Genomic DNA, 14,270 nt, shown 5'->3' with positions numbered 1-14,270 from the left:
GTGCCGGCGACATCGCGATCTGACAGGTTGTACCGACCAAGGTCGGCACCCACCAAATTCGGGCGGTGTCGGCGATTCCAATCCGCCGCAAGCAGACCTGATCGTCTGGTAGTGCCGGGCGCTGGCCGGCAACCTCACGATTCCATGATGGGCATCTGCCGGCCAGCGGCCAGCACTACCAAATGCGACGCCATACGCGAATCGCTCTGGTGGGTGCCGACCTGGTCGGCACAGTGCCGGCGACATCGCGATCTGACAGGTTGTACCGACCAAGGTCGGCACCCACCAAATTCGGGCGGTGTCGGCGATTCCAATCCGCCGCAAGCAGACCTGATCGTCTGGTAGTGCCGGCCGCTGGCCGGCAACCTCACGATTCCATGATGGCCATCTGCCGGCCAGCGGTCGGCACTACCCAATGCGACGCCGCGCGCAACGCAGGCTTCCGCCCTCAGGCATTGGCCGGCGAACTCAACGGCGGGCGCACCAGGTCGCGGTGGAAGAAATAGATTTCCTGCACCAGGAAGCGCCAGCTGGTGTGGAAGCTGCGGAAGCGCGTGCTGGGCGTGGACGAGGCCAGTGCATCGATGCCCAGCGCCTTGCTCAGGCGCAGCGCGCGCGCCATGTGCAGCGGGTCGCTGACGATGATCACCCGGTGCAGGTTGCGCTGGTCCATCAGCCGCTTGGCTTCCACCAGGTTCTGCACGGTGTTGCGCGAGGCAGTCTCGATCAGGATCGCATCGTCCGGCACGCCGTGCTTGAGCGCATAGCGCCGCGCCACCTGTGACTCGGAAAAGCGCGCGCCGGTACCACCATAGCCGCCGGTGAAGATCAGCAGCGGCGCGAACTGGGCCTCATAGAGATCCAGCCCATGACGGATGCGTTCTTCGAATACCGGCGACGGCTTGGCGTCATAGGCCGCCGCACCGAGCACGATGATGGCGTCGGCCTTGGCCGCCTGGTCACGCTCGCCGACCCAGACGATCCAGGCAGTCACGCCCAGCAGCCAGATCACCAGCAGGACAAACAACCGCCACAGCCAGCCCAGCAGGCCAGTGCGATGCCGGTGCCGGTCGCGGCTCACGGCGCCCCCCAGCGCAGTGCCGGCAGGTCGACGTTGCCGCCGGACAGCACCAGGCCCACGCGCAGGCCGGCGAAGCGCTGCGGCTGCGCCAGCACCGCAGCCAGCACGGTGGCCGAAGAGGGTTCCACCACCTGCTTGAGCACGTCCCACAGCAGGCGCATCGCCGCCAGCGTCGCGGCGTCATCGATCACGATCACCTCGGCACCGGCGGCGCGCAGCAACTCGAAATTGGGTGCGCCGATCAGGGTACGCAGGCCATCGCAGATGGTGTCCGGGGTGAACGCGCCCTGGCGCTCGCCGATGGCCAGCGAGCGCGCGGTGTCATCGGCGCCGGCCGGCTCGGCCAGGATCAGCCGGGTCTGCGGACTGGCGTGCTGCAGGGCCAGCGCGGTACCGCTGGCCAGGCCACCGCCGCCCACCGGCACCACCAGCGCGTCGAACGGGCCGTCGCTGTGCAGCAGTTCCAGGGCCGCGGTGCCCTGCCCGGCCATCACCGCCGGGTTCGTATAGGGATGCACCAGGGTTGCGCCGGTATCGGCCTGCACCCTGGCGCAGGTGGCCTCGCGGTCGGCGATGGTCGGCGGGCAGCGCCAGAGGGTGGCGCCGTGGCGGGCGATGTTGGCCAGCTTGGCGGCCACCGCCCCTTCCGGCACCACCACATGGCAGGGGATGCCCCGGGTGCGTGCGGCCAGGGCCAGCGCGGCACCGTGGTTGCCGGAGGAATGGGTCACCACGCCGGTACTGGCACGATCGGCATCGAGCGACCACACCGCATTGCAGGCACCACGGAACTTGAATGCGCCACCGCGCTGCAGGTGCTCGGCCTTGAACGCCAGCTGTGCGCCGGTCATCGCATCGAGCGTGCGCGAGCGCAGCACCGGGGTCACGCTGGCATGCGGGGCAATCCTCGCAGCAGCAAGCAGGACATCATCGGCGCGGGGCAACAGTGAATCGCTCATGACGCAAGATTAACGTATGCCCCCGCGCTGGCGACCGGGGCACAGGTCATGCCAGCATGCAGGCCTACGCCTCCATTCATCCTGGCCAGCCGAATTAAGGGCCGATTCAATGCCCGCGCACGAAGCTGGCTGCACATCCGTCCTCTGGGGGGACCCACCATGAAAATGCGCCTGTTGCTTGCCGGTGGCCTGTTGTTGGGCCTGACTGGCTGCACCACCTACGACTATGTAGGCGGTGGCCGCGGTGGCGGCTACTACCACGGCGCGCCGTCGGTGGAGTACCGCTACCCGGCCGGCTATCCCTACAACTACGGCTACCCGTACTACGGTGGCTATGGCGGCTATTACGGCGGCTATGGCAACCCGTACTACTCGCGCCCGATCTACCGCCCGCCGCACAACCACCGCCCGCCGCCGCGCCCGCCCGGCAACGGTGGCGAGAACCGTCCGCCGCCGCCGAGGCCGTCGTACAACGGCGGTTCCCCGTGGCGGAACATGGATTCGATGCGTCGCCCGCCGCAGTCGAACATGCAGCCGCCGGCGCCCGCACCGCAGGCCCGCCCGGCCCCGGCACCGAGTGCGCCGAGGATGAACGGTTCCCCCTGGCGCAACATGGATCGTGCGACGCAGCGCACAGTTGAGCGCTGAACCGTCTTGCATTTCACACGGTCCAAGCCGCAATCTACGCGGACAGTGACGGCCCGCGTCACAAAGTGACAAAAACGACACGGGCCGCCGCAAAAAGCTCTACGTCGATATCCGACAGGAACATCTGGATCCCCCCTGTTCCGGCCCTGTCGGATGTCGGCACCTCTGAAGGCAGACGGCCCCGCAATGCGGGGCCGTTTGTTTTGCCGGGCCGCCAACCGGCGAGAGCCCCAGCGTCAGTAGATCCACGCCATGCGTGGACGGGGCCTTTCCCGGCACCCCAAAAAAACAGGGCCGGACAGTCCCCCGACTGCCGGCCCTCTGCTCCCCCATCGTGCGCCTGTACCGGCCCCTGTTCCAATTCCGGTCACGGGCGCCTGCGGCGCCAGCCACGGTGGGTGCTATTGGGTTATCTGCAAAAATCCTGCCAACTTTAGGGCTGATTTCGGCGCCGGCCGGCCGGTACCGACGTCCCGGCCCCGAATGGCGCTAAAATCGCCACCCCGGCGCCGCCCCCCGGCCGCGCCCGCCCCCAGCTGAACAGCCCCCATGAATCCGTCCTTCCATCGTTACGACGTCATCGTCATCGGCGGTGGCCACGCTGGCACCGAAGCCGCGCTGGCCGCGGCCCGCACCGGCGTGCGCACCCTGCTGCTGACCCACAACATCGAAACGGTGGGCGCGATGAGCTGCAACCCGGCCATCGGCGGCATCGGCAAGGGCCACCTGGTCAAGGAAATCGACGCCCTGGGCGGTGCGATGGCGCATGCCGCCGACCGCGCCGGCATCCAGTGGCGCACGTTGAACGCCTCCAAGGGCCCGGCCGTGCGTGCCACCCGTTGCCAGGCCGATCGCAACCTGTACCGCATGGCGATCCGCGCCATCGTCGAAGGGCAGGACAACCTGACCGTGTTCCAGGCTGCGGTCGATGACCTGGTCATCGAAGGCGACGCCGTGCGAGGGGTCATCACCCAGACCGGCCTGCGTTTCGACGCCGGGGCCGTGGTGCTGACGGCCGGTACCTTCCTCGCCGGCAAGATCCATGTGGGCCCGACCCAGTACGCCGCCGGCCGCATGGGCGACCCGCCGGCCACCACGCTGGCCGCGCGCCTGCGCGAGCGCCCGTTCCAGGTGGACCGCCTGAAGACCGGCACGCCGCCGCGCATCGACGGCCGCTCGCTGGACTACGGCGTGATGGATGAGCAGCCCGGTGATTCGCCGCGCCCGGTGATGTCCTTCCTCGGCTCGGTGGACGAGCATCCGCAGCAGGTCAGCTGCTGGATCACCCACACCACCGAACAGACCCACCAGATCATCCGCGACGCGCTGCATCGCTCGCCGCTGTACAGCGGCCAGATCGAAGGCATCGGCCCGCGCTACTGCCCGTCCATCGAGGACAAGGTGGTGCGCTTCGCCGAGAAGGCCAGCCACCAGATCTTCGTCGAACCCGAAGGCCTGGGCATCGTCGAGATCTATCCCAACGGCATCTCCACCTCGCTGCCCTTCGACGTGCAGCTGGAGATGGTGCGCAGCATCCGTGGTTTCGAGAACGCGCACATCACCCGCCCCGGCTACGCGATCGAGTACGACTTCTTCGATCCGCGCGGGCTGAAGGCCTCCCTGGAAACCAAGCTGATCAACGGCCTGTTCTTCGCCGGCCAGATCAACGGCACCACCGGCTATGAAGAAGCGGCCGCGCAGGGCCTGCTGGCCGGCCTCAACGCCGCACGCCAGGTACGTGGACTGGATGGCTGGTGCCCGCGCCGCGACGAGGCGTACCTGGGCGTGCTGGTGGATGACCTGATCACCCACGGCACCAACGAGCCCTACCGCATGTTCACCAGCCGCGCCGAATACCGCCTGCAGCTGCGCGAGGACAATGCCGACCAGCGCCTGACCCCCGCCGGCCGCGAAATGGGCCTGGTGGATGACCATCGCTGGAGCGCGTTCGAGACCAAGCAGGCCGCCGTCGCCGCCGAGCGCGCGCGCCTGGGCGCACTGTGGGCGACCCCGGCCAATGCGCTGGGCCGCGAAGTGCAGGAAACGCTGGGCGTGGCGGTCAGCCGCGAAACCAATGTGCTGGACCTGATCAAGCGCCCCGAGCTGGATTACGCGCAGCTGATGCAGGTGCCGTCGCTGGGCCCGGCCGTGGCCGACGCCAAAGTGGCCGAACAGGTGGAGATCGGGGTGAAGTACGCCGGCTACCTGGATCGCCAGCGCGAGGAAATCGAGCGGCAGCAGCGGCATGAGGCCACGCCGATCGCCGAGGCGTTCGACTATGCGACCGTGCGCGGGCTGTCGGCTGAGGCACTGCAGAAACTGGAACGTGTGCGCCCGCAGACCATCGGCCAGGCGCAGCGTATCCCGGGCATGACCCCGGCGGCGATCTCGCTGCTGCTGGTGCACCTGGAGCGGGCGCGGCGCGGACGCGTGGCGTAACGCGGTCTCACCTGCTTCTGGTGGGTGCCGACCTGGGTCGGCACGAATCATCAGATCGCGATGCTGCATGCATTCGTGCCGACCAAGGTCGGCACCTACCGGAGCGGAAGACACACCCACATTGGCGGGCGCGTTACCGCGCGTCCGCGCCTCCGCCCAGCACCTTGAACAACGTCACCCGGTTGCCCGCTTCCTGCTGCTGCAGGGCGATCAGGTCCTGCTGCGCGGCATACAGGCTGCGCTGCGCATCCAACGACTGCAGGTAGCCATCCAGTCCGGTGCGGTAGCGCGCATCGGCCAAGGTGTAGCTGCGCTGGCTGTCAGCCACCAACGCGCGTTGCGCGTCCAGCTGCGCGGTCAGGTGATCGCGCGTGGCCAGCGCATCGGCCACCTCACTGAAGGCCTGCTGGATCGCCTTCTCGTACTGCGCGATGCCGATGTCCTTGCCGATCTTCGAGGCATCCAGCGAGGCCTTCAGTGCACCGGCATGGAAGATCGGCGCGGTGATGCTGGGCGCGAACGACCAGCCACGGGTGCCGGCCGAGAACAGCGTCGACAACGCGGTGGAACTGTGGCCGTAGTTGGCGGTCAACGCCAGCGTCGGAAAGAATGCGGCGCGCGCGGCACCGATATCGGCGTTGGCTGCCTGCAATGCATGCTCGGCGGACAGCACGTCCGGGCGCTGCAGCAACACGCTGGACGGCAGGTTGGCGGGCAGCGGCGCCAATGCGACGCTGCCATCCAGCGCCTGCGCGGTTGGCAGCAGGGCCGGATCCAGCGGTGCCCCCACCAACAGCTGCAATGCATCGCGATCCTGCGCCTGCTGGGTCTGCAGCTTCGCCAGCGCCCCGCGCGCGGCTTCCACGCTGGTCTGCACCTGCGACAGGTCCAGGCCCGAGGCCAGCCCCTGTGCATGGCGGGCCTCGGTGCGCTGAAGGGTCTGCTGCTGGCTGTCCAGCGTTTGTTGCGTGAATGCCAGCGACTGCTCGTCGGCCGCCAGCGCCAGCCAGGCCGTCGCCACTTCAGCCACCAGGCTGGTGCGCGCGGCGCGCTGGTTCTCGGCGCTGGCCAGCCAGTTCTGCAGCGCCTCGTTCTTCAGGCTGCGGATACGCCCGAACAGGTCCAGCTCCCAGCTGCTGATACCCACCTGCACGGCATCGGATTCGGTCAGCTGGGTGACGCCGGTCTCGCTGTTGGCATCGCTCACCCGCGAACGGGTGACACTGCCGCTGGCATCCACCGACGGCAGCAGTGCCGCGCGCTGGATGCGGTACTGCGCGCGCTCCTTCTCCACCTGCAGCACCGCCACGCGCAGGTCGCGGTTGTTCTGCAGCGCCAGCGCGATGACCTGCTGCAGGCGCGGTTCCAGGAACACTTCGCGCCAGGCCGGCATCGCCAGTGCCGGCTCGGCCTCGCCGGTGCCGGCATTGCCGAACTGTGCCGGCACCGGCGCCTCGGGCCGCTGGTAGTGCGGGGCCATGCTCACGCAGCCGCCCAGCACGGCGGTCATCGTTGCGGCCGCCAGGGCGCGCAGCAGCATCGGCTTCATGGGCTTGCCTCCGGGGCAGTGGCGTCGGCCGGCGCGCGGCCCGGGAACAGGCGGCGCACCAGCAGGTAGAACAAGGGCACGAAGAACATGCCCAGCACCATCGAGGCCACCGTACCGCCGGCCACGCCCGTGCCCAGCGAACGGCGCGCAGCCGAACCGGCGCCGGTGGCAAATACCAGCGGCAACACGCCCATCAGGAACGCCAGCGAAGTCATCACGATCGGCCGCAGCCGCAGGTAGACCGCCTGCAGGATTGCGTCGCGGGTACTCCTGCCCTGCTGTTCGAGGATGCGCGCGAACTCGACGATCAGGATGCCGTTCTTCGCTGCCAGACCAATCGTGGTCAGCAGGCCGACCTGGAAGTACACGTCGTTGTTGAGGCCACGCAGGTTCATCATCAGCACGGCGCCGAACACGCCCACCGGCACCGCCAGCATCACCGCGAACGGCACCGCCCAGCTTTCATACAGCGCGGCCAGGCACAGGAACACGAACAGCAGCGAGATGGCGTACAGCATCGGCGCCTGGTTGCCCGACAGCTGTTCCTGGTAGGCCATGTCCGACCAGGCGTGACTGAAGCCTTCCGGCAGCGTGTCGGCCAGGCGCGCGATCTCGGCCATCGCCTCGCCGGAGCTGACGCCCGGTGCCGGCTGGCCGGTGATTTCCATCGCCGAGATGCCGTTGTAGCGCTGCAGTGCGGCCGGCGCACTGGTCCAATGCGTGCTGATCAGCGACGACAGCGGCACCATCTGCCCGGCCTGGTTGCGCACGCTCCAGCGCTCGATGTCCTGCGGCTGCATGCGTGCTTCGGCGGTGCCCTGGATGAACACCTTCTTGATGCGGCCCTTGTAGATGAAGTTGTTGACGAAGTCGCCGCCCAACGCCGCGTTCAAGGTGTCATTGACGTCCTGCGGGTTCACGCCCATCGCCTGCGCCTTGGCGTCGTCCACCTTCACCGCGTATACCGGCGCGTCTTCCAGGCTGGCGTAGCGCACGTTGACCAGCTTCGGGTCCTTGGCGGCTTCTTTCAGCAGCGTGGTGCGCGCGGCCACGGCGGCGGCATGGCCGGCACCGCCTTCGTCCTGCAGTTCCAGGGTGAAGCCACCCGCATCGCCGAGGCCGAGGATGGCCGGTGGCGAGGTGATGAACACCTGCGCATCGGGCACGCTGGCCATCGCCCGCGTCAAGCGTGCGGCGATGGTATCGGCGTCGTCCTTGCGGTCATCCCAGTCCTTCAGGCGGATGAAGGCCTGGCCGACGTTCTGGCCGCTGCCGGTAACACTGAAACCGGCGGTGGCCTGGATCGAGAGCACGCCGTCGTCCTTCACCGCGACGGCACTCAGACGATCCATCACCGCCCGCGTCTGCTCCAGCGTGGAACCGGCCGGCAGCTTCACCAGCGCGTTGAGCATGCCCTGGTCTTCATCGGGCAGGAACGCGCCCGGCAGGTGCCACAGCAACAGGCCGGTGGCCACGCTCAGCACCAGGTAGAACAGTACGCCCAGCGTGCGCCGGCCGAGGAAACGATCCACGCGGTGACGCAGGCCGTTGGAGGTGCGCTCGAAGCGGTGGTTGAACCAGATGAAGAACTTGCCCAGCAGGCTCGGCTCGCCACCGTGGTCGCCATGCGGATGGCCGCCCTTGGGAATCTGGTGCAGGATGCTGCCACACAGTGCCGGGGTGATGGTCATCGCCACCAGCACCGACAGGATCATCGCGGCGGCGATCGTCACCGAGAACTGGCGATAGATCACCCCGGTTACACCGCTGAAGAACGCCATCGGCAGGAACACCGCGGTCAGCACCAGCACGATGCCGACCAGCGCGCCGGTGATCTGGCCCATCGCCTTCAGCGTGGCCGGCTTCGGCGCCAGCCCTTCGAAGGTCATCACCCGCTCTACGTTCTCCACCACCACGATGGCATCGTCCACCAGCAGGCCGATGGCCAGCACCAGTGCGAACATGGTCAGGGTGTTGATCGAATACCCGAATGCAGCCAGCACGCCGAACGTGCCCAGCAGCACCACCGGCACCGCGATGGTCGGGATCAGCGTGGCGCGCCAGTTCTGCAGGAACAGGTACATCACCAGCACCACCAGGATGATCGCTTCGATCAGGGTGATCACCACTTCCTTCAGCGAAATGGTCACGAACGGCGTAGTGGTGAAGGCCACGTGGGCGGTGTAGCCATGCGGCCAGTACTTCTGCAGCTGCTGAAGCCGTGCATCGATGGCCTTGGAGACGGCGATCGCGTTGGCACCGGCATTGAGTTCAATGCCCAGCGACGCCGACGGCTTGCCATTGAAGGTGCTGATGCTGTCGTAGCTTTCCGGCCCGAGGCCGATCTTCGCCACGTCGCCCAGACGCACCACGCTGCCGTTGGCATCGGCCTTGAGCACCACCTGCGCGAACTGCTCGGGCGTGTGCAGGCGGCTGCGCGCGGTTACCGTGGCGTCGAGCTGCTGGCCCTTCAGCGCCGGCTGGCCACCCAGCTCACCGGCGGAGACATCGGTGTTCTGTGCCTGCAGTGCGGTCTCGATGTCCGAGGGCATCAGCGCGTACTGGCGCATCTTCTCCGGATCCAGCCAGATGCGCATGGCGTATTCCTGGCCGATCGGCTGGATGTTGCCGACACCGCTGACGCGGCTGATCTGGTCATCGATGCGCGCTTCCATGAAGTTGGCGACATCGAAGTTGTCCATGCTGCCGTCTTCGCTGGTGAACGACAGCACCTCGAAGATCGAACCACTGGACTTGGTGATGGTCAGGCCGTTCTGCTGCACCGCCTGCGGCAGCGTGGCCATGGCGGCCTGCAGCTGGTTCTGCACCTGCACCTGCGCGGTATCCGGATTGGTACCGGTGGCGAACACCAGGTTGACCTGCGCCGAGCCGTCGGAGGCACTGGTCGAGGTCATGTACATCAGGTGATCGAGGCTTTGCTGGGACTGCTCGATGACCTGGGTGACCGCGTTTTCCACGGTCTGCGACGAGGCGCCGGTGTAGGTGGCGCGGATGGTGATGGTGGGCGGGGCGATCTGCGGGTAGCGGTCCACCGGCAGGATCAGGATCGCGAGCAGGCCGAGCAGGCTGACCGCGATGGCGATCACCCAGGCGAAGATCGGCCGGTCGATGAAGAAACGAACCATGTGGGCCAGGCCTCAGTGCGACTTTTCGTCGGTGTTGCCGTTCGGATCGACCGCCGGCATCGCCGCCAACTGCGCCGTCGTGGCCGCCACCGCTTTCACCTGCTGGCCGAGCGATACCGCGCTGCCGTTGCTGACGATCACCCGTTCGCCAGCCTTGAGGCCGCTGGTGATCTGCCACTGGTTACCGACCACCTGGCCGGTGCTGACGCGGCGCTCGACCACATGATCCTTGGCGTCGAGCAGGCGCAGCAGCGGTTCGCCGCGCTCGTTGCGCACCACCGCCTTCTGCGGCACCAGCAGGGCACGCGCGTCGGTGGCCATCGGCAGCACCGCCTTCAGGTACATGCCCGGCAACAGCAGGCCGTCCGGGTTCGGAATGACCGCGCGCAGCTTCACGTTGCCGGTGCCCGGATCCACTGCGCTGCCGACGAACTCCAACGTGCCTTCATGCGCGTAGGTGCTGCCGTCCTCCAGCAGCACCTTTACCTGTGCCTTGCCATCGATGTCCTTCACCAGGCCCGCATCGAGCTGCTTGCGCAGCGCCAGCATCTGCGTGCTGGACTGGGTGACATCCAGGTACACCGGGTCCAGCCGCTGGATGGTGGTCAGTGCCGTATCCTGGCCGGCCGCGACCAGCGCGCCGGCGGTGACGCTGGAGGTGCCGATGCGGCCGTCGATGGGGGCGGTCACCCGGGTGTAGTCGAGGTTGATGCGGGCAGCCTGCAATGCAGCGCGCGCGGCAATCACGTTGGCCTGCGCCTGCTTCAACGCCGAGGTGGCATCGTCGGCGTCCTGCTTGCTGGCTGCATCCATGCTCACCAGCGCGCGGGTGCGCTCGGCCTTCGGCTGTGCCGACAACACGGCGGCCTCGGCCTGCGCCAGCTGCCCGCGGGCAGTATCGAAGGCCGCCTGGTACGGTGCCGGGTCGACCTGGTACAGCAGCTGCCCTGCCTTGACCTGCTGGCCTTCGGTGAACAACCGCTGGCGGATCAGGCCGCCGACCTGCGGCCGCACCTCGGAGATCTCGAACGGCACGGCACGGCCGGGCAAGGTCTGCTGGAGTGCCAGCGGCTGCGCGCTGGCGATGATGACGCCCACTTCGGGCATGGCCGGGGCATCGGTCCTGCCCGCCGAACAGGCCGCTAGGGCCAGCAGCAGGGGCAACAGCAGGGGACGCGGGGAACGGGACAGCGGGCGCAGGAGGGACATGGGGGGCGTGGGGGCCTTGCGTTGACCCGTGCACGCTGCCGTGAAACTGTGCAGAGAATATGGAGATTGTGCGACGGGCTCAGCTGGCGCTTGCTTTCGGCGCCGCATGCGCCGCTAATGGCCTTCGCGATGGCGAAGTTCCAACTCAAATTCGGCCTGACCGCGAAGACCTTCCTCGCGATCTTCACCGCCTGCCTGCTGGTGCTGGCAGTGAACGGTATTGCCAGCCGCGTGGCCTTCCAGACCGGCTTCCTGGACTACCTCAACGACCAGGGCGACCTGCGCATGCAGCGGCTGATGCCACACCTGCAGCGCGAGTACCGCGAGCACGGTGGCTGGGAGCATCTGCACGGTGATGGCGACCGCTGGGCGCGGCTGCTGCGCCCGGACCTGGCCCATGGGCACGAAGGACCGGTGCCGTCGCTGTCCGACCAGACCGGCGTGCCGTCGCGCCTGGGCCTGTTCGACGCGCAGCACCGTTTCGTGGCCGGCAACCCCGACGCCACCAGCGATGACGAGCCGCATGGGGTGCAGGTGGACGGGCAGACCGTCGGTTGGCTGGGCATGGTGCCGTTCCAGACCGTCATCGCCACCAACGACCTGAATTTCTACAACACCCAGGTGCGCGCCTGGTGGGTGATCGGCATCGCGCTACTGCTGGTGACGGTACTGCTGGCCTGGCTGGTATCGCGTGCGCTGCGCCAGCGCCTTGCCAAGCTGGCCGCTGCCACCCACCGGTTGGCCGCCGGTGACTACGCCACCCGCATCGAGCGCACCAGTGACGATGAGCTGGACGCGCTGGTCAACGACTTCAACCGGATGGCGCAGGCGCTGGACGATACCGAACGCAACCGCCGCGCCTTCATTGCCGACATCTCGCATGAGCTGCGCACGCCATTGGCAGTGGTGCGCGCCGAGCTGGAGGCGATCGAAGATGGCATCCGTCCGCTGGACCGGGCCAACCTGGTGGGCCTGCAGGGCGAGATCCGCCAGCTGGGCAAGCTGATCGACGACCTGCACGACCTGTCGATGACCCAGTCCGGCGGCCTGGCGTACCGCTTCGCGCCACTGGACCTGGTGGCGCTGCTGCGCAGCGAACTCAATGGCATGCGCGTGCGCTTCGCCAATGCAGGCCTGGCGTTGGAAGAAGACCTGCCCGCCACGCCGTTGCAGGTGTCCGGTGACGAACGGCGCCTGCAGCAGGTACTGGCCAACCTGCTGGAAAACGCACTGCGCTACACCCATGCCGGTGGCCGCGTACGCGTGCAGGCAGCGCGCGTGCCTGCCGGCGTGCAGCTGGTCGTGGAAGACACCGCGCCGGGCGTTCCGCCCGACAAGTGTGCACTGCTGTTCGAACGCTTCTACCGCGTGGAAAGTTCGCGCAACCGCGCCAGTGGCGGCAGCGGGCTGGGCCTGGCCATCAGCCACAACATCATCCTCGCCCACCACGGCGTCATCCACGCCGCGCCCTCGCCGCTGGGCGGGCTGCGCGTGGTCATCACCCTGCCGGAGCCTGCATGAGTGCGTCGCCCGCCACGTCCACGAAGATCCTGATCGTCGAGGACGAGCCACGCCTGGCCTCGGTACTGCGCGACTACCTGGCCGCCGCCGGCATGGCCAGCGAGTGGGTGGACGACGGTGGCCAGGTGATCGACGCGTTCGTGCGCTACCAGCCCGACCTGGTGCTGCTGGACCTGATGCTGCCGCAGCGCGACGGCGTGGACCTGTGCCGCGAACTGCGTGCCAGCAGCGATGTACCGGTCATCATGGTCACCGCACGGGTGGAAGAGATCGACCGCCTGCTGGGCCTGGAGATCGGCGCCGACGACTACATCTGCAAGCCGTTCAGTCCGCGCGAAGTGGTCGCGCGGGTGATGGCGGTGCTGCGCCGCTACCGCCCGGACCCGGGTGCGCGCGCCAACGGTGGCCTGCACATCGACGAGCCGGCCGCACGCGCCACCTGGAACGGCAAGGGCCTGGATCTGACGCCGGTGGAGTACCGCCTGCTGCGCACGCTGCTGGCCACCCCAGGCCGGATCTGGGCGCGCGATGAACTGCTCGACCGGCTGTACCTGGACCATCGCGTGGTGGTCGACCGCACCGTCGACAGCCATGTGCGCAACCTGCGCCGCAAGCTGGCCGACGCCGGCATGGAAGGCGAGCCGATCCGTTCGGTGTACGGCATGGGCTACAGCTACGAGCCCTAGCCGGTAGTGCCGGCCGCTGGCCTGCAACCGCAGAATTCCAAGTGCGCCCATGAGCTTGCCGGCCAGCGGCCGGCACTACCGGTGCGCACCTGCGTTACAGTCGAGCACGCTCGACATTACGAACACAACTGCATGGACGACATCCACCCGATCGCGCCGGACAAGCGCGCCGCCATCCTTTCCACCCTGGCTGACATCGAACAGCGCTACGACGTACGCGTGCTGCTGGCCTGCGAGTCGGGCAGCCGCGGCTGGGGCTTTTCCTCGCCCGACAGCGACTACGACGCGCGCTTCATCTACGTGCATCGCCAGCCTTGGTATCTCAGCGTCAACGAGAGCACCGGTCCCGGCGAAGCGCAGCGCGATGTGATCGAACTGCCGATCGACGATGAGCTCGACGTGAGCGGCTGGGACCTGCGCAAGGCACTGCGACTGGTTTCAAAATCCAATCCGACCCTGATCGAGTGGCTGCGCTCGCCGATCGTCTACCAGCAGGATCAGGCGGCGGTGTCACAGTTGTGGGAAGCAGCGAAAGCGTTCCATTCGCCGCTGGGCACGTGGTGGCACTACTTCAACATGGCGCGCTCGAACCATCGCGGCTACCTGCGTGGCGAAACGGTGCGCACCAAGAAGTACCTGTACGTGCTGCGCCCACTGCTGGCCTGCCAGTGGATAGAGCACGAACAGACACCCCCGCCGATGGCCTTCGAGGATCTGCTGGACCGGCTGCTGCCAGACGGTGCGGTGCGTGAAGTCATCGATGCCCTGCTGGCGGTCAAACGGGCCAGCGCCGAGGTCGCCGCCGGGCCGCGCATTGCGGCGATCAGCGACTACATCGATCGTGAACTGGCCATCCGGACTGCGCAGGCGCCACAGCTGCCCGCCGGACGAGGTGATGCTGCGTGGCTGGATGAGCTGTTCCGGCAGATGCTGGCCGAGCACGCGCCTGCATGAAGAGCCGCACCTGCCGCTGGTAGTGCCGGCCGCTGGCCGGCAACCACGGAAATCCAGGCGTGCCGCGCGGTTGCCGGC

Annotated in this window: 10 protein-coding genes; 5 read left to right on the top strand and 5 right to left on the bottom strand. The window is 67.8% G+C overall.

All coding sequences use genetic code 11. The features are described 5' to 3' along the window. Window positions 1–448: 448 nt before the first annotated feature. Together AC5P67_RS19330 and AC5P67_RS19325 are read right to left on the bottom strand one after the other, a co-directional pair. Complete coding sequence (locus tag AC5P67_RS19330; protein ID WP_427917144.1) at window positions 449–1,093, bottom strand: YdcF family protein; 645 nt, start codon at window positions 1,091–1,093, stop codon at window positions 449–451. Then, window positions 1,078–2,040 (bottom strand): pyridoxal-phosphate dependent enzyme, encoded by a 963-nt coding sequence (locus tag AC5P67_RS19325; RefSeq protein WP_267257620.1) that lies wholly within the window; start codon window positions 2,038–2,040, stop codon window positions 1,078–1,080. The genes AC5P67_RS19330 and AC5P67_RS19325 overlap by 16 nt, the downstream gene beginning before the upstream one ends. A 159-nt stretch (window positions 2,041–2,199) precedes the next feature. Here AC5P67_RS19325 and AC5P67_RS19320 point away from each other — a divergent pair, with 159 nt between their 5' ends. After that, window positions 2,200–2,688, top strand: coding sequence for a hypothetical protein (locus tag AC5P67_RS19320; RefSeq protein ID WP_024958802.1), 489 nt, complete (start codon window positions 2,200–2,202; stop codon window positions 2,686–2,688). A gap of 549 nt (window positions 2,689–3,237) precedes the next feature. Further along, window positions 3,238–5,127: a tRNA uridine-5-carboxymethylaminomethyl(34) synthesis enzyme MnmG gene (gene mnmG, locus AC5P67_RS19315; RefSeq protein WP_114619038.1), complete on the top strand. Its 1,890-nt coding sequence runs from the start codon at window positions 3,238–3,240 to the stop codon at window positions 5,125–5,127. 133 nt (window positions 5,128–5,260) lie between these two features. On the opposite strand, the gene smeC is transcribed toward mnmG, so the two are convergent. Genes smeC through smeA form a run of 3 tightly spaced genes read right to left on the bottom strand, consistent with a single transcriptional unit; the run spans window position 5,261 to window position 11,031 of the window. Further along, on the bottom strand, window positions 5,261–6,676 hold the full coding sequence (gene smeC / locus AC5P67_RS19310) for a multidrug efflux transporter outer membrane subunit SmeC (protein ID WP_099527035.1): 1,416 nt from the start codon (window positions 6,674–6,676) through the stop codon (window positions 5,261–5,263). Then, the gene (smeB, locus tag AC5P67_RS19305) at window positions 6,673–9,822 is read right to left on the bottom strand and encodes a multidrug efflux RND transporter permease subunit SmeB (protein WP_043035563.1); all 3,150 of its coding nucleotides are present in this window, start codon (window positions 9,820–9,822) and stop codon (window positions 6,673–6,675) included. Before smeB ends, smeC begins: the two co-directional genes overlap by 4 nt. A 12-nt stretch (window positions 9,823–9,834) precedes the next feature. After that, window positions 9,835–11,031 carry a multidrug efflux RND transporter periplasmic adaptor subunit SmeA gene (gene smeA, locus AC5P67_RS19300; RefSeq protein WP_114619039.1) on the bottom strand — a complete coding sequence of 399 codons (1,197 nt, stop codon included), beginning with the start codon at window positions 11,029–11,031 and terminating at the stop codon, window positions 9,835–9,837. Between the two features lie 117 nt (window positions 11,032–11,148). Here smeA and baeS point away from each other — a divergent pair, with 117 nt between their 5' ends. The 3 genes from baeS (at window position 11,149) to AC5P67_RS19285 (ending at window position 14,192) form a co-directional block, all read left to right on the top strand. Continuing rightward, entirely contained in the window at window positions 11,149–12,552 is a 1,404-nt protein-coding gene (gene baeS, locus AC5P67_RS19295) for a sensor histidine kinase efflux regulator BaeS (protein ID WP_043035565.1), read from the top strand. Next, the gene (locus tag AC5P67_RS19290; protein ID WP_012481546.1) at window positions 12,549–13,238 is read left to right on the top strand and encodes a response regulator; all 690 of its coding nucleotides are present in this window, start codon (window positions 12,549–12,551) and stop codon (window positions 13,236–13,238) included. Before baeS ends, AC5P67_RS19290 begins: the two co-directional genes overlap by 4 nt. Before the next feature lie 132 nt (window positions 13,239–13,370). Then, the gene (locus tag AC5P67_RS19285; RefSeq protein ID WP_005411529.1) at window positions 13,371–14,192 is read left to right on the top strand and encodes a nucleotidyltransferase domain-containing protein; all 822 of its coding nucleotides are present in this window, start codon (window positions 13,371–13,373) and stop codon (window positions 14,190–14,192) included. The last annotated feature ends 78 nt before the right edge of the window (window positions 14,193–14,270 follow it).

The organism is Stenotrophomonas sp. YJH_SMC_21 (assembly GCF_059369555.1).
This window is presented reverse-complemented; position numbering and strand designations above follow the sequence as displayed.